The 16,254-nt window shown below is 64.2% G+C and carries 14 protein-coding genes; 5 read left to right on the forward strand and 9 right to left on the reverse strand.

Annotated elements, in window-relative coordinates; translation table 11 throughout:
• Nucleotides 1-952 (reverse strand): cache domain-containing protein (locus Q8Q83_RS06680; RefSeq protein ID WP_305622235.1); only part of this gene is annotated, 952 nt, incomplete at its 3' end.
• Between the two features lie 220 nt (nt 953-1,172).
• Entirely contained in the window at nt 1,173-3,743 is a 2,571-nt protein-coding gene (locus Q8Q83_RS06685; protein ID WP_305622237.1) for an EAL domain-containing protein, read from the reverse strand.
• A gap of 302 nt (nt 3,744-4,045) precedes the next feature.
• Here Q8Q83_RS06685 and Q8Q83_RS06690 point away from each other — a divergent pair, with 302 nt between their 5' ends.
• From Q8Q83_RS06690 to Q8Q83_RS06700, 3 genes are all read left to right on the forward strand, one after another.
• Nucleotides 4,046-4,723, forward strand: a complete 678-nt coding sequence (locus Q8Q83_RS06690; RefSeq protein WP_305622239.1) for a DUF4197 domain-containing protein — start codon at nt 4,046-4,048, stop codon at nt 4,721-4,723.
• Between the two features lie 74 nt (nt 4,724-4,797).
• A complete protein-coding gene (locus tag Q8Q83_RS06695) occupies nt 4,798-5,088 on the forward strand; it encodes a BrnT family toxin (protein WP_305622240.1) in 291 nt (96 codons plus the stop codon).
• Nucleotides 5,089-5,093: 5 nt separating this feature from the next.
• Nucleotides 5,094-5,294 (forward strand): hypothetical protein, encoded by a 201-nt coding sequence (locus Q8Q83_RS06700; protein ID WP_305622242.1) that lies wholly within the window; start codon nt 5,094-5,096, stop codon nt 5,292-5,294.
• A gap of 957 nt (nt 5,295-6,251) precedes the next feature.
• Here Q8Q83_RS06700 and Q8Q83_RS06705 read toward each other — a convergent pair.
• The gene (locus Q8Q83_RS06705; RefSeq protein ID WP_305622243.1) at nt 6,252-9,332 is read right to left on the reverse strand and encodes an efflux RND transporter permease subunit; all 3,081 of its coding nucleotides are present in this window, start codon (nt 9,330-9,332) and stop codon (nt 6,252-6,254) included.
• 5 nt (nt 9,333-9,337) lie between these two features.
• Entirely contained in the window at nt 9,338-10,453 is a 1,116-nt protein-coding gene (locus tag Q8Q83_RS06710; RefSeq protein ID WP_305622246.1) for an efflux RND transporter periplasmic adaptor subunit, read from the reverse strand.
• A 91-nt stretch (nt 10,454-10,544) separates the two neighbouring features.
• Between Q8Q83_RS06710 and Q8Q83_RS06715 the strand changes: the two genes are divergently transcribed.
• Nucleotides 10,545-11,183 (forward strand): TetR/AcrR family transcriptional regulator, encoded by a 639-nt coding sequence (locus Q8Q83_RS06715; RefSeq protein WP_305622248.1) that lies wholly within the window; start codon nt 10,545-10,547, stop codon nt 11,181-11,183.
• Nucleotides 11,184-11,457: 274 nt separating this feature from the next.
• Here Q8Q83_RS06715 and Q8Q83_RS06720 read toward each other — a convergent pair whose 3' ends face one another.
• Nucleotides 11,458-12,237, reverse strand: a complete 780-nt coding sequence (locus Q8Q83_RS06720; protein WP_305622249.1) for a class I SAM-dependent methyltransferase — start codon at nt 12,235-12,237, stop codon at nt 11,458-11,460.
• 106 nt (nt 12,238-12,343) lie between these two features.
• Between Q8Q83_RS06720 and Q8Q83_RS06725 the strand changes: the two genes are divergently transcribed.
• Entirely contained in the window at nt 12,344-13,117 is a 774-nt protein-coding gene (locus Q8Q83_RS06725) for a hypothetical protein (protein WP_305622251.1), read from the forward strand.
• Between the two features lie 7 nt (nt 13,118-13,124).
• On the opposite strand, the gene Q8Q83_RS06730 is transcribed toward Q8Q83_RS06725, so the two are convergent.
• From Q8Q83_RS06730 to Q8Q83_RS06745, 4 genes are all read right to left on the reverse strand, one after another.
• Complete coding sequence (locus tag Q8Q83_RS06730) at nt 13,125-13,985, reverse strand: DUF72 domain-containing protein (protein ID WP_305622252.1); 861 nt, start codon at nt 13,983-13,985, stop codon at nt 13,125-13,127.
• Nucleotides 13,986-14,013: 28 nt separating this feature from the next.
• Nucleotides 14,014-14,355 carry a hypothetical protein gene (locus Q8Q83_RS06735; RefSeq protein WP_305622253.1) on the reverse strand — a complete coding sequence of 114 codons (342 nt, stop codon included), beginning with the start codon at nt 14,353-14,355 and terminating at the stop codon, nt 14,014-14,016.
• Nucleotides 14,356-14,593: 238 nt separating this feature from the next.
• Nucleotides 14,594-15,274, reverse strand: coding sequence for a tRNA (adenosine(37)-N6)-threonylcarbamoyltransferase complex dimerization subunit type 1 TsaB (tsaB, locus tag Q8Q83_RS06740; RefSeq protein ID WP_305622254.1), 681 nt, complete (start codon nt 15,272-15,274; stop codon nt 14,594-14,596).
• Between the two features lie 161 nt (nt 15,275-15,435).
• Nucleotides 15,436-16,221: a 5'-nucleotidase, lipoprotein e(P4) family gene (locus tag Q8Q83_RS06745; RefSeq protein ID WP_305622255.1), complete on the reverse strand. Its 786-nt coding sequence runs from the start codon at nt 16,219-16,221 to the stop codon at nt 15,436-15,438.
• Between the last annotated feature and the right edge of the window lie 33 nt (nt 16,222-16,254).

The following is a 16,254-nucleotide window of genomic DNA, read 5'->3' on the forward strand; positions in this document are numbered from 1 at the left end:
AGGTCAGCGCCCGCGCCAGGCCGGTTACCCGCTCATAGGGGGTGACCAGACCTATCACCCAACCGGTATCGGGCATGACGAACAGGCTGACCCGGCTGGCCTGCTTGAGCTGGCCATCCATCTGCAGGTCCAGGTTGCGGATCGCCTCGCTGCTCTTGCTCGCCAACGCCTGCTGCACCGGACGCAGCCAACTCTCCTGCTGCGCCAGCTCGGTGAACGACAGCATCTTGCCGCCCTTGCTGCCGGTCACCCCGGGAAAATGCAGGACGTTGCCGGCCTGATCCAGGGCGAAGGCGTAGCCATCGGTGACCTTGCCCTGCTCGGTGAGAAAGCGCGCCAGGTCGTCCAGCAACAGATCCAGGGTGGCCACTCCGGCGAAGCGCCCCTCCAGCTGGTAGGGCACGCTGCAGGTGACCATGGGCACGCCGGTCACCGCATCCTGATAGGCCTCCGACCACAGGCACTGGCCGGCCTTGCTGCTGCGCGCGCCGGTATACCAGGCATCGTTGTGGTAGCCGGGGCCGCTGGCTGCGTTGTAGTCGTCGGAATAGGCCAGGCGGCCGTCACCACCGCGCGCCCAGAAGAAGCTGCGGCGCGCCACGCCCGCGGCAAAGGCATTGGGCTCCGGCCACACGCCACCGCCGGCTATGGCCCGGTCGCCCTGGCTGTCGATCACATTGGGCAGGCTGTTGAGGTACAGCGGCTCTTCGCGGGGCAGCACTTCGGCCAGGTGCGCCAGGCTGGCAGTCACCCCTTCGATCTTGGCCAGTTGCAGGGCCAGCTGGCGCACTATGGCGCTGCCGGTCTGCTCGATCAGCTCGCCGCTGGCCGCCACCACCCGCGGCTGGCCACGCAGCGCCATCACCGCGAACACCGCCAGGGCGGTCAGGATCAGCAGCAACACGCTGCCCAGGGTCAAACGTTGCGACAGGCGAACCGGAACCAAGGCCATGCTGACTACTCCTGTTGACGAAGAGCCTCTGCGATGCAGGGCCTGTCGAGGCAACCTGAACAAAAAGGTCGCGGCGCTCAGCAAAAACTGGACGACAGTTTTTAACGCGCTCTTGTGGTTATAGATGAAATAGCGCCGAGCCGTTCACCGCCGCACCCTCGCAGGCAGGCAGGATAAACTCTGGCCCGAGCGCGCAGCGCTCTGTTAGCGACTCTAGTCTTTAGAGTAAGCGGCGCAACTCGGCGGGCGGCATCGGCCGATTGAGGAAATAGCCCTGCGCCTCATCGCAGCCGTATTGGCGCAACAGCTCGAGCTGCTCCTGGGTTTCCACGCCCTCGGCGGTCACGGTCAGGGCCAGCGCCCGGCCGAGGCCGATAATCGCCTGGATAATCGCCTGGCTGTCCGGGGACGCGGGCAGATCGGTCATAAAGCTGCGATCTATCTTCAGGCCATCGAAGGGGAAGGAACGCAGGTAGCTGAGGGATGAATAGCCGGTGCCGAAGTCATCCATCGACAGCCTCACCCCCAGGCCCTTCAGTTCCTGCATCAGCGCCAGCGCGCCCTCGGCATCCTCGAGCATCACGCTCTCGGTAAGCTCCAGTTCCAGGCGCCCGGGGGGCAGGCCGGTTTCTTCGAGTACGGTGCGGATCTGCTCCACCAGCTGCCCACGACGGAACTCCACCGGCGACAGGTTGACCGAGACCAGCAGCGCCTCGTTCCAGCTCAGGGCTTCGACGCAGGCCGTGCGCAGCACCCAGGCGCTGAGCGGCATGATCAGGCCGGTGCTTTCGGCTATGCCGATAAAGCTATCCGGGCCCAGCAGGCCACGTTGCGGGTGCTGCCAGCGCACCAGGGCTTCAGCCGCCACCATGCGTTGGCCACTGACGCTATAGCGGGGCTGCAGGAGCAGGCGCAGCTCATCGTTGACCAAGGCCTGGCGCAGGTCGTTCTCCAGCTGGCGGCGCTCGACCACCCGCTCGTTCATGTCGCTGGCATAAAAACACCAGGCACTGTGCCCGGCGCTCTTGGCTTCGTAGAGGGCGATATCGGCAAAGCGCAGCAACTCATCGGCCTGGGTGGCATCGGCGGGGGCCATGGCCACGCCGATGCTGGCCCCGATAAAGATGCTGTGGCGGTCGATCTCGAAGGGCTGCTCGATACCCGCGATCAGCCGCGCGCAGAGGCGCTCCACCTCCTCCTGGGAGGAGATGCCGCTGACGATCAGAATAAATTCATCGTTGCCCATGCGCGCCACCAGGTCGCCTTCGCGCAGGGCGAAACGCAGGCGCTGGGACACCTCGCCGAGCACCCGATCGCCCACCTCATGGCCGAACGAATCGTTCACCGGCTTGAAGCGGTCGAGGTCGATGCTCAGCATGACCAGCGGCTTGTCGACCGTAGGTACGGCCTTGAGCTTGCCCTCGAGAAATTCCTGCATGCGGTTGCGGTTGGGTAAACCGGTGAGCGCGTCGTGCAGCAACAGGTGTTCGACCCGCGCCTGAGCCTGGATCTCTTCGGTGATATCGCTGACCGTACCGCGGTAGCTCCCGGCAGCCTGGCCATCCTCGATATGCCGCAGCGCCAAGCGACAGGTGCGCAGGCCGCCATCGAAGGCGCTGTACTGGCATTCGCGGCTGTGCTGGACGGATGGCCGGCTGTTGCACTTCTCCAGCCAGGCGGACAGCCCGCCCGGGCAGTGAATCAGCTCGCTGAGCGGGTGACCGAGCCAGGCGCTTTCCACATGCCCGGTCACCGCCTGAAAGCGGCTGGACAGGTAGGTCAAATTCAATTGCGCGTCGGCTTCCCAGATCCAGTCCGAAGCGGCCTCGGCCACATCGCGAAAGCGCCCTTCACTGGCGGCCAGGGCTTGCTGGCTGGCGTACAGGGAGGCGTAGCTGGCATCCATCTCGCGCGCGGAGGCGATGGCCCGGCGCAGGGTCAACCAGGTGATCATGGCGAAAATGCCACCGCCCAGGGTGAGCATCGGCAGGATCAGGTACAGCAGCTGTTTACCCGGCTGCGCGGGTTCCCAGCGCAACAACAGCGGCGTAGTGCCGACGCTGGCCAGACGCAGCGCGGGCTCGGCCTGGGCATCGGCCGCATCCTTGGCCACCCGCAGATGGTCGACGCCGAAGTCCTGGCCAAGGGCCTGCAGTTTCTCGGGGCTCAGCCGATCGACGAAGAGCAACACCGAGGGCGGCCCCGGCAGCGCCTCGACCTGCGGATCGCCGCCGGTGGCCAAGCCAGTGGCAGCCAGCAGCGCCGGCTGCCCGTCGATTTGTACAAAGCTTAGGACCGGCTCTTCATCCGCGGTTTGCGCGCGGGCCTGCTCCAGTAGTTCGGTGATGTCTTGCTTAAGCCATTGCTGCAGCGAGCTCGCCACCAGCTGACCCTCGACCACCGCATAGCGGGTCTGGCCTTTGGGGTCGACCACAAACACCCCGTCATAGGCGAAGTCATCGAACAGGCTGGGGCCCAGGTTCTGCCGGGTGTAGGCCCATTCACTATCGACCTTGGCGTGCAGGTTGCGATAGGCCTCGCCCCAATAGGCATAATCGCTGAGGGTCGCCAGAATCGATTTTTCCCGCGCCTGGGTGGCCTTCTCCACATAGAACAGGCTTTGCTGGGTCGCGCGCGTATTCTGCTGCAGCGCGATCTGCACCAGCGCCACGCTGGCCACGGCAAACAAGACTAATAACAACGCGGCGATAAACAGCAGGGCGTGGCGGGTAGAGCTCGATGTGGCAACGGCGTTGATCGGTTGACGGGACAGTTCAGCGGTTGGCGGCATTGAGAATCCTTGGCCAGTCCATAAGGCGCAGCAGAGCGAGCCCTAGCATTGCCCGAGCATAGCAGCATTGAACCGCCCTGCTAGTAGCCACAGGCCACTGTCCGGCCGGCTTAAACGGAACCGCGTCGCACTTTGTACATAGGCCGAACTGCAGCCCCTGCCTGCCCCGCCAATAGCCCAGTCTGGGCCGCTATTAAGGTGCGCGCGACAGCACTCAAGCAGGCGAGTGGCGCAAGGCTTTTGCTGGCGCCGCCGCGCTCCGCTAAGCTCGCCCCTACTTATCTCGCTAGAAGGATCTCCCCATGCTGCGCTTCACCTCCCTAGTCGCCGGTCTGGCGCTGTCGACCAGCGCCTTGGCCCTGTCCCTCGCCGACCTGAGCCAGACCGACGCCAGCGGCGGCCTCAAGGATGCGCTGGTGCAAGGCGCCCAGGTGGCGATCAAGCAACTGGGCGCGCCCGGCGGCTTTAGCAATAACCCGGATGTGCGCATCGAGCTGCCGGGCAACCTCGGCAAGGCGGCGAAAACCATGAAGATGATGGGCATGGGCGCCCAGGTCGAGCAGCTGGAAACCAGCATGAACCAGGCCGCCGAAGCCGCCATGCCGCAGGCTCAGGCGCTGCTGGTGGACTCGGTGAAGAAGATGACGGTGCAGGACGCCAAAAGCATCCTCGCCGGGCCGGAAGACTCCGCCACCCAGTATCTGAACAAGACCAGCCGCGAGCAGATCCGCGCCAAGTTCCTGCCCATAGTCCAGCAAGCCACCGCCCAGGTCGGCCTGGCCAAGCAATACAACAGCTTCGCCGGGCAAGCGGCGAGCTTCGGCGTGATCGATGCGAAAAGCGCGAATATCGAAAGCTATGTCACCGAGCAGGCGCTAAACGGCCTGTTCGAGATAATCGCCGAGCAGGAAGCCAGCATTCGTGAGAATCCGGCGGGTGCGGCGACTAGTTTGGCGAAGAAGGTGTTTGGGGCGTTGTAGAAGGGTTTAATCACAGCAAACCCGTCATCTGTCTGACAAGCAACCACCGCTCACTGACCAACGGGATGATGTGCATGCATCTGCACTTTGAATGGGATGCCAAGAAGGCGGCCAGCAACCTACGCAAACACGGGGTCAGCTTCGAAGAGGCCGCTGAAGTCTTCCGCGATCCACTGACCCTCACCCTCTTTGACGAAAACCACGGCCAGAACGAGGAGCGCTGGATAACACTGGGCCAAGCCAGTAATCGCAAACTGGTCGTCGTGGTGCATACTTGGCGAGAAGATGGCGGCGACCATATCCATGTCCGCTTGATCTCAGCCCGAGTGGCCACGAGCCACGAGACGCAACAGTACGAAGGGTGAATAGCATGCGTGACGAGTACGATTTCAGCAGAGCCGAACGCGGCAAGTTCCACCACCCCGATGCCGAACTGCATCTGCCGGTGTACCTGGACAACGATGTGCTCAATTATTTCGAGGAGCGCGCACGCAGCAAGGGCGTCGCCCTTACTGCCCTTATCAATGACTTATTGCGCAAAGACATCGCCCTCATCGAGGGCGTGAAGTAACGCCAAACGACTGCAACAGCCACTCCGGCTCTGGGTATGTCGTGAAGAACGGCCTCAGCTCCAAACTGGTTTGAACCAGTTCAACCCGAGGCGCCCGAGCATTGGCCAGCGTTGCGGAGAAGTCGGTATTGAGGGAAATTTAAGTGTTCATGCCGCCATGGTGACGACAGTCAGGCGGAGCGAGTTTCAGGGCGGTGTACGGTGTTTTAGGCTGCAGGACGGCTAGCTAATTGGCTTGTCGATGAATGACAATCCCCATGAGTCAGAGGCCTGCACCACTTGGCGTACATGCTCTACTGCATCGAGAGCAGCCTTAGTCTCATCATCTAGAGTCGCATCGTTGCTGCGCAGCCCAAAGCTCGTAGGATGGGTTGAGCGCAGCGATACCCATCAAGCAGGACGACAAACAACCGCATGGGTATCGCTCTGCTCAACCCATCCTACCCGGTGGTGATTTGGTTGTTTTTTATCAACTCGCGATTGCACAGGCACCGCCAAACACCCCGTTCAGTAGGCCGAACGGAATCGTTGCGTAGAGGGTTGAGCGGCATGGATGCCGCGAGAGCCGTGATGGGCCAGGGACGGCCCTTCTCGGCGTGCCCTCGGAGCAATGATGGAGTGAGGAGAGTTTCGCGCAGCGAAACCCGGATGCCGGGGCGTGTTTCTTTTGCTTACTTTTCTTTGCACGAGCAAAGAAAAGTGAGGCGCCCGAGGGGGCGCAACACGCTCAATCACATGCAGCCGATGCGGCGGACAACCCGCAATCCTGAAATTCAGCAGCAGCATGGGTATCGCTGCGCTCAACCCATCCTACAAAGCTGGAGCCCCCTCTCCCTAACCCCAAGGGGCGAGGGACTGGTCGGCGTAAGCCGTGCAATCACGCAACACATCGCTGGGCCATTGCCATAAAAAAGCCAGACCCTAAGGTCTGGCTTTTTCACATCATCAACCGCCTATTCAGACCGGCTGTGACTCCACTTCCTTAACCCTAAACCACGCCGCATACAGCGCCGGCAGGAACAGCAGGGTCAGCGCCGTGGCAACTATCAGGCCGCCCATGATCGCGACCGCCATGGGCCCGAAGAACACGCTGCGCGACAGCGGGATCATCGCCAGTACCGCGGCCAGGGCGGTCAGCACTATGGGGCGGAAACGCCGCACCGTGGCTTCGATAATGGCGTGCCAGCTGTCCAGCCCGGCCTCGATATCCTGCTCGATCTGGTCGACCAGAATCACCGAGTTGCGCATGATCATCCCCGACAAGGCGATGGTGCCGAGCATGGCGACGAAGCCGAAGGGCTGACGGAAGATCAGCAGGAACAGGGTCACGCCGATCAGGCCCAGGGGCGCGGTGAGGAACACCATGGCCGAGCGCGAGAAGCTCTTCAGCTGCAGCATCAGCAGGGTCAACACCACCACGATAAACAGCGGCACCCCGGCGTTCACCGACTTCTGCCCACGGGCCGAGTCTTCCACCGTGCCGCCCACGTCGATCTGGTAGCCGTCCGGCAGGCTGGCGCGGATCGGCTCCAGGGTCGGCAGTATCTGCTTGACCAGGCTGGCCGGCTGTTCGGCGCCGTAGACATCGGCGCGCACGGTGACGGTGGGTTGGCGGTTGCGGTGCCAGATAACGCCTTCCTCGAAGCCGTATTCCAGGGTGGCGACCTGTGCCAGCGGCACGCTCTTGCCGCTGTCCGTCGGCACCGCCAGGCTCGGCAGCAGGCCGAGCTCCTGACGCTCGTTCAAGGTGCCGCGCAGGAGGATCTCGATCAGCTCATTGCCTTCGCGGAACTGGCTGACGCTGGCGCCGGACAGCGCGCCCTGGAGGAAGCGCGACAGGTCGGCGGTGCTCACCCCCAGGGCGCGGGCGCGTTCCTGGTCGATGTTCAGGTTGACCACCTTGCTCGGCTCTTCCCAATCCAGGTGCACGTTGGTCACATGGGGGTTTTCGCGCACCTTGTCGGCGACCTGACGGGCCAGGACGCGCACTTCGTCGATATGCTCGCCGGAGACGCGGAACTGCACCGGGTAACCCACGGGCGGGCCGTTTTCCAGACGCGAAATACGGGTGCGCAGGCTGGGGAATTCCTCGCGCAGCACATCGATCAGCCACAGACGGATCTTCTCGCGCTCCTCGATGCTTTTCGCCAGCACCACGAACTGGGCGAAGCTGGCCGCCGGCAGTTGCTGGTCCAGCGGCAGGTAGAAGCGCGGCGAACCGGTGCCGACATAGGCGACGAAGTTGTCGATGCCCTCGTGGCCGCTGAGCAGCTGCTCCAGGCGCTTGGCCTGCTCTTCGGTGGCGGCCAGGGAGGCGCCTTCGTTGAGCTTGAGGTCGATCATCAGCTCCAGGCGCCCGGAGGCCGGGAAGAACTGCTGGGGGACGAAACGGAACAGCAGAATCGAGGCGACGAACAGGCCGATGGTCAGCAGTATCACCGTCTTGCGCCGGCGTACGCACCACTCCACCATGCGCCGTACGCGCTGGTAGAACGGCGTGCCGTAGGGGTCATGGCCGGCAGCGCTGCCGCCATGCTTGGCCGCGTGCAGCTTGGCCAGGTCGGGCAGCAACTTGGCGCCCAGGTAAGGCACGAACACCACCGCGGCGATCCACGACACCAGCAAGGCGATGCACACCACCTGGAAGATCGAGCGGGTGTATTCACCGGTGCCGGATTGCGCGGTGGCGATCGGCAGGAAGCCCGCGGCGGTGATCAGGGTGCCGGTGAGCATGGGGAAGGCGGTGCTGGTCCAGGCGAAGCTGGCCGCCTTGATGCGATCGAAGCCCTGCTCCATTTTGATCGCCATCATCTCCACGGCGATGATCGCATCGTCCACCATCAGGCCCAGCGCCAGCACCAGCGCGCCGAGGGAAATCTTGTGCAGGCCTATCCCTAAGTAGTACATGGCGGCAAAGGTCATCGCCAGCACCAGGGGGATCGACAGGGCCACCACCATGCCGGTGCGCAGGCCGAGGGAGAAGAAGCTCACCAGCAGGACTATGATCACCGCCTCGGTGAGCACCTGGACGAACTCGCCCACCCCGGTCTTCACCGCGGCCGGCTGGTCCGACACCTTGCGCAGCTGCATGCCGGCCGGCAGGGTTTCCTGCAGGCGGGCGAACTCGCCTTCCAGGGCCGCGCCAAGCACCAGGATGTCGCCACCGCCTTTCATCGATACCGCCAGGCCAATGGCGTCCTCGCTCATAAAGCGCATGCGCGGCGCGGGTGGGTCGTTGAAGCCGCGCTTGACCTCGGCCACATCGGCGATGCGGAAGGTGCGCTCGGCCACGCGGATGGGGAAGTTGCGGATTTCCTCCACCGACTCGAAACGCCCGGTGACGCGCAACTGCACGCGGTCCGAGTCGGTTTCGAAGAAGCCGGCGGCGGACACCGCGTTCTGTTCTTCCAACGCCTGCTGCACCGCCGCCAGCGGCAGACCGAGGGTCGCCAGCTTGGTGTTGGACAGCTCGATCCAGACTTTCTCGTCCTGCAGGCCGAGCAGGTCGACCTTGCCGACGTCCTTGACCCGCTGCAGCTGCAGCTGGATGCGGTCGGCGTAATCCTTGAGCACGGCGTAGTCGAAGCCTTCGCCGGTCAGTGCATAGATATTGCCGAAAGTGGTGCCAAATTCGTCGTTGAAGAAGGGCCCCTGGATGCCCGACGGCAGGGTATGGCGAATGTCGCCGACCTTCTTGCGCACCTGGTACCAGAGCTCGGGAATCTGCGCCGAGTGCATGGAGTCACGGGCGAGAAAAGTCACCATGGATTCGCCCGGCCGGGAGAAGGACACGATGCGGTCGTACTCGCCGGTCTCCATCAGCTTCTTTTCGATGCGCTCGGTGACCTGGCGCGAAACCTCTTCGGCGCTCGCCCCCGGCCAGTTGGTGCGTATCACCATGGCCTTGAAGGTAAAGGGCGGATCCTCGCTCTGCCCCAGCTTGGTGTAGGACAGCGCGCCGACCACGGCCAGCAGCAACATGAGGTACAGCACGATCTGGCGGTTACGCAGGGCCCAGGCGGACAGGTTGAAATCCATCGGGCTTACTCCTTGACCGTCAGCTTGGCCGTCAGCTGGACGGTGCGGTTATCCCGGTCGACCGGGCGCACCTGCTGACCTTCGCGCAGCACCTGCACGCCGGCGGCCACCACCCAATCCTCGGCCTTCAGGCCTTCGAGCACCGGCACGGACTTCTCGCCATAAGGGCCGATACGCACGTTGGTGCGCTTGAGCGTGGAATCCTTGGGATCGACCACCCAGACATAGGGCTGGCCTTTCTCCGCGGTCAGGGCCGACAGCGGCACCGCCAGCGGCACCTTGCCGTTGTGCGCGATAAACACCCGTGCGCTCTGCCCCAGCTCGGCCGGCACCTTGCCTTCGACGAAGGCGACGCGGGCGGCGAAGGTGCGCGATTGCGGGTCGGCCGAAGGCGACATCTCGCGGATGCGCCCAGGGAAACGCTGATCCGGTTGCGACCAGAGCTCGACCGCCACTTCCTGGCCCACCTTGAAACGCTCGAAGGCCTGTTCCGGCAGGCTGATCAGCACCTCGCGCTCGCCATCGGCGGCCAGGGTGAACACCGTCTGCCCGGCGGCCACCACCTGCCCCACTTCGACCATGCGCCGCGCCACCACGCCATCCTGGGAGGCGCGCAGCACCGCGTAGCCGGCCTGGTTGTTGGTCACATTGAATTCGGCTTGCACCTGTTTCAGCCGCGCGCTACCTGCGCGGTAGGCGTTCTCGGCATTGTCGTACTGCGAACGACTGACCAGGTTGCGCCCCATCAGGGTCCTGTAGCGGTCACGCTCGGCGCGCACCAGCTGCAGATTGGCTTCGGCGGCCGCCACCTGGGCACGCATGGCCTCCAGTTGCAGGCGCACGTCCTGGGGGTCCAGCTCGGCCAGCGGCTGGTCCTTCTTGACCCGCGCGCCGACTTCCACCAGGCGCTTGCTCACCTTGCCGGCGATGCGAAAGGCCAGCTCCGGCTCCAGGCGCGCCCGCACCTCGCCGGGATAAGCATCCATCAGGTCAGCCGCCAGCTGTGGCTGCACCACCATGGCCGGACGCACGGCCACCGCGACCTGCTCGTCATTGCCACAGGCGGCGAGCAACAGAATCAAACTGGCAGGCAAAGCAACAGACAGGGCTTGGCGTAACATGATGTCTAACCTTTCAGGAAGCCTTGGAATATTTATACTGACGGGTATAGTAAAAATAGCAAACTCACTAGTCCAGTATTAAAAACGACCAATGCCAAACAAAATGTTGCCACCCAGCGGCCCCGGCCGCCCGAAAGATCTGGCCAAGCGCCAAGCCATTCTGGAAGCGGCGAAAACCCTGTTTCTGAGCAATGGCTATGACGGGAGCAGCATGGATGCGATTGCCGCCGAAGCCGGCGTGTCCAAACTCACGGTGTACAGCCACTTCACCGACAAGGAGAAGCTGTTCGCCGCGGCGGTGAAGTCCAAATGCGAGGAGCAGTTGCCCGAGCTGCTGTTCGAGCTGAGCGAAGACGCGCCCATCGACAGCCTGCTGCTGAATATTGGCCGCGGCTTCAATACCCTGATCAACAGCCGCGAATCGGTGGAGCTGCATCGGGTGATGGTGAGCCTGGCCGCGCAGGACTCGAAACTGTCGAAGATGTTCTACGACGCCGGCCCGCAGCGGCTGCTCGATGAGATGGCGCACCTGCTCAGGCAGGCCGACCAGGCCGGCAAGCTGCGGGTCGGCGACCCGCTCAACGCCGCCGATCAGTTCTTCTGCCTGATCAAGGGCGGGGCCAACTTCCGCCTGCTGATCGGCTGCTGCGAGCCCCTGCAGGGCGAAGAAGCCGAGCTGCATGTGCAAGAGGCGGTAGCGATGTTTTTGCGCGCCTACCGCGCCGAGTAAGCGCGCAATCTAGAGGCTGTAGAGCCGTAGCCTGGATGCAATCCAGGGCGGCCCCTCCCCCGGATTACATCCGGGCTACCCCGCTGGTTACATACCAAGAATCTGCCATATCACAGATCAGATCGTAGGGTGGGTTAGCCGTAGACGTAACCCACCATCCGGCGCGCAAGCGGCGGTGCCTGTCGGCACCCTTGGCGGGTTACGCCGCTACGCGGCCCGCCCTACGGATCTGCCCCGGATTGCAGCCGGGCTACGCACCACAATGCGGTTTGCTTTAGGCCTGCAGCTTTTTCTTCGGATAGATGTCGTACCGGCTGGATTTGCCTTCCAGGGCATAACCGGGCTTGGCCCCCTCGATCAGCGGCGCCTTGCGCGGGCGCTTGACCACCACCCTGTGGCTGGCCAGGGCCAGGGCGGCCTCGAGCAAGGCCGGGGCATCCAGGTCGTCACCGACGAAGGGACGGAACAGGCGCATTTCCTTCTTCACCAGGGCGCTCTTGTCGCGATGGGGAAACATCGGGTCCAGATAGATCACCTGGGGAGGCTCGCCCTGCCAGGCGCGCATCAGTTCGATGGCATTGCCGGTGAGCAAGCGCATCTGCGCGGTGATGGGCGCCACGTCGCGATCCAGGGCGGCGCGCGCCAGGCCATCTTCGAGCAGCGCGGCAATCAGCGGCTGGCGCTCGATCAGGGTCAGGTTGCAGCCCAGGCTGGCCAACACGAAGGCATCGCGGCCCAGGCCTGCGGTGGCATCCAGCACCTGCGGGCGCACCCCGGCCTGCACGCCGACCGCCTTGGCGATCATCTGCCCGCTGCCACCGCCGAACAGCCGCCGATGCGCCGCCGCCCCCTCGACAAAATCCACCCGCACCGGCCCGGGCGCCTGGGGCCCCAGCTCGACCAGTTGCAAACCGGCCTCGCCCAATTGCAGGGCGAACTCGCTGTCGCCTTCCAGCGGCAAACCCAGGCGCGCGGCCCAGGCTGCGGCGGCCTCCGTCAAATGGGGAGCCAGGGCCTGCATACGAATTCTGGCTATATGCTGCTCATCACTCATCAGGAAATGTGCTCAAAAAATACTCAATAGGCCGGCAAAACGGCCGATAACCTGCTCAAGCGGCATTTTGCCAGACCCGGCACTTTCCAGCCGCACCGAGTTCGCCATGTTTGACGTAATTTCCGCGCCGCGCAGTGTTCCCCCTGCGGCCAGCCACGGTTCCATCGGCCAGACCCTGGATGAAGGCATGCGTTCCTCGCTGGATTATCAGATCCTGCGCCGCACCCTGATGCCCGACCAGGTTGCAGCGGAAGAAGCGCAAGCGCCGCCCAGCAGCGACAGCGCCCCTGAAAGCGAACCACCCGCGGTCAGCGTGCAGGCCAGCGACTTCGAGCAGGTGGTCGCGCAGCGCCAGATGGAATTGAACGTCACGGTCAACGCCGAGCCGCAGAAGACCGACCCCCTGGTACTGGATATGGCCGGCAATGGCTTTAGCAGCAGCGGCCCGAGTGGCCCAGTGCGCTTCGATCTGGATGGCGACGGCAAGCGCGAGCAGATCAGCGTACCCACGGGCGACGACGCCCTGCTGGCGCTGGACCGCAACGGCAACGGGCGCATCGATGATGGCCGCGAGCTGTTCGGCGACCAGCACGGCGCGGCCAACGGCTTCGCCGAACTGGGCAAATACGACGACAACGCCGATGGCCGCATCGATAGCCAGGACGCCATCTTCCAGCGCCTGAGCCTGCTGCGTTTCGACGCCCAGGGCCGGCAGTCCAGCCAGTCGCTGAGCCAGGCCGGGGTCGGCGCGATCGACCTGCAAGCCCGCGATGTGAACATAGCCCTGGGCGCCTATGACCAGATCGCCCAGCTCGGCCGCTTCGAGTTCAGCGATGGCCGTAGCGGTCAAGCCGCCGACCTGCTGCTGGCGCACCGCTGAGTTTGTCTTAGAGCAGCCCCAGCTGCTCGACCTCTGGCTCGACCCGCAATTCCGGCAAGGCCGGCAGCCCGGGCAATAACCCCAGCAACTGTTGATGAAAACGCCTGGCCAACTGCGGCGCCAGGCGGTTGTCCGAGGTATGCAGAAACACATAGGGCGTGCGCCCTTCCTCGATCCAGGCCGCGACCTTGGTCAGCCAGGGCGCCATAAAGCTGTCGTTGGCGGCAAGTTCCGGATGGCCGATAAAACGCAGTTGCGGGGCCTGGCTAAAGGCCGTCGGCCGCGGCGGCAGGCGCGGTTTCTTGGCCTGCGCATGCAACACAGCCGGCGCGCTCGACACGCAGCTGAACAGCGCCCGCGCATCCAGACAGATGCGCTCGATGCCGCGCCCGTGCAATAGCCGGTTCAGCGCCCGTTCCTCGTCGCCCTTGGCGAAAAACGCCGGATGACGCAGCTCGACGGCCAGCTGCGTGCCGTCCCAGTCGTCGAGAAAACCGGCCAGCTCGGACAAACGTTGCGGGCCGAAACTGCCCGGCAACTGCAACCAGAACGGCGCGACCCGCGCTCCCAAGGGCGCCAGCAAACGGCGAAAAGCCTCGGCGGCTTCCAGTTGCTCACGCAGATCGCCGGCATGGCTGACCTCCCGCGGCAACTTGGCGCAGAAGCGAAAGTGCCCGGGCATCAACGCCGCCCAGCGCGCGACAGTCTCCGCCGAGGGCTGGGCATAGAAGGTGGTATTGCCTTCGACGGCATTGAACTGCTGGCCATACAGCGGCAGAAAGTCTGCGCTGCGGCTGCCTGCGGGATAGAGCGAACCGCGCCAAGCCGGCTCGCTCCATGACGGGCAGCCAAGATAGTAGGGAAGCATCGGGTTCTAGGGTCAGGAGGGCCTGGGATCAGGCGTAGAGGTCGAGCCCCAGCACTTGCTGCGCATCCGGATCGGTGGCGAAGCTGGCGGTCGAGCTGTAGCTGGCAATGGCCTGGGCGGCGCGGTTGTTCAAGGGGGGCTGATAGAGCTGGTCCTGCAGGCGAGCCGGCAGGCTGTCGCCGCTGGCATTGCTCGCCTCGACCTTACGGGGCTGGGCGACCGACTCGAAACCTTGGCTGCTGGCGGGAGATGCCGGCTGCTCACGACGTTCCTCTATCTCGCGCTGGGCTTCGCGAAACGGCGTAACCGCAGTACCCGGTCGGGAACTGCGGTCTGGCGAATAAGAGGGGGTAAAACCGTCGATACGCATCAGTTACTGCTCGGCCTGTTCGGCCAACGATGGACACAAGTAGTGGCAATCTAGCCTTGCCAAGGCGGCTTGGCAATCCAGCACTGCCAAGCAAGGGCCCGCGCGCGACAGAAGGTGTTTACGCTTTCAGACGTAGGATGGGTTGAGCGTAGCGATACCCATCGAACTCCAGCAGCATGGGTTTCACAGGCTCAACCCATCCTACAAAAGCATTTGTCGGCCGACCTGCCGCAGACAATCAGACCGGGGCCTTGGGCGTGGCCACCTTATCGCGCAGATACACCGGCTGCGCCTCGTCTGCCGCCACGGCTTCGCCGCGCGCCCAGGCGAAACGCGCCAGGCTGAGCAGGTCTTCGGCATGGGGCAGCATGGCGGCGTCCTGGCCGGTGACCGCAACCGGGATGCGCGCGGCAAAGGTGCCCCAGCCGGTGCCGGCGCCAAACCAGTCGCCCGTGGCATCGCGCGGCAGGCAGGCCTGTTCGGGTGGCAACACGGCCTCGAGCCCCTGCAAGCGCATCTCGCCCTGCTCGGCGCGATAGCAGCCCCAGTAGATCTCGTCCATGCGTGCGTCTATGGCCGCGGCGACCTGCTGCGCGCCATGCTCACGCAGGCTGCGCTGCGCCAGCACCGCCAGGTTGGACACCGGCAGCACCGGACGCTCCAGGGCGAAGGCCAACCCCTGCACCACCCCGATGGCGATGCGCACGCCGGTAAAGGCCCCCGGGCCACGGCCAAAGGCGATGGCATCCAGGGCCGACAGCGGCACAGCGGCTTCAGCCAACAGCGTCTTGATCATGGGCAACAGGCGCTGGGCATGCAGGCGCGGGATCACTTCGTAATGGCTGAGCACCTTACCGTCATGCAGCAAGGCGACCGAACAGGCTTCGGTGGCGGTATCCAGGGCCAGGAGAGTGGTCATTGCATTCGCACAGGAGACGAAAAGGACCGGCATTAGAACGGCTTGAGGGTTTTTTTTCCAGCGCCATCAGCGCGGCTCGCGCCTGCCACGCGAACGAGTCCGCCGGGCAACAGGCACGCACCGGGCCAGAACGGCCCGGCGCAGCCTCAGCAAACAGCGGTTTACCAGGCCTGGATGACGGTCTTTGCTTCCCAGGCCTGCAAGGGCGCCTTGGACCAAGTGCCGTAGCTCGCATTGGGGAAGACGATCCACTCGGCGCCCCATTTGCCCGCTTCGGCGGCCACGGTTGCGCGCTGATCGGCCAGTGGCGTCTTGCGGAAACGCGCATCGAAGTCGTGCAGCGTATCGCCCAGCAGCAGCACGATCTGATGATCGGCACTGACGATGGCGCGCCGCTCGACCTTGGGCGGCCCCAGCAGTAGAACACTTTCCGCCGACACCTGGGGTAGGCCGAGCTTGCTCAGGGTGGCCTGGGTGTATGGCTTCTGCTCGTCGGCACGGTCCGATATGTAGCGAATGGTCACGCCCAGGCTGTCGGCGTGCTGCAGAAACTGCTTGGCGCCGGGGATCAGCACCGGAGTCCCGTCACGCTCCCAGGGCAGCCAGGTATCCCAGGCGTCATAGGTGTGGCAGTTGGCCAGGTCCCGTGCCAACAAGGCGCTGTTATCAATGACGGTTTCATCCAGGTCGGTCACGATGGCCAACTTCGACGGATCTTTCGCGGCGGCCACGGCCGCATCCAGTTTCAGCGTCGCGATGTTGTAGGCCTGCAGCTGCAGGGCCTGAACCTCCGCCGATTGCTGCTGGAAACGCAGCCCCATGCTGAACTCGGCGACAGCGCAGTCCGTCTTGGGCTTCGCAGATGTATCGGCAAAGGCCGCGGGAATAGCCAACAGCGACACCGCAAGGCCCAGCCAGATAGCACTCTTTGCTGTTTTCTCAGTCATTGAACGCGCCCTCTTCCTAGTATGGGTTAAGAC

This window comes from Pseudomonas sp., assembly GCF_030696055.1.
Classification (GTDB): Bacteria; Pseudomonadota; Gammaproteobacteria; order Pseudomonadales; family Pseudomonadaceae; genus Aquipseudomonas.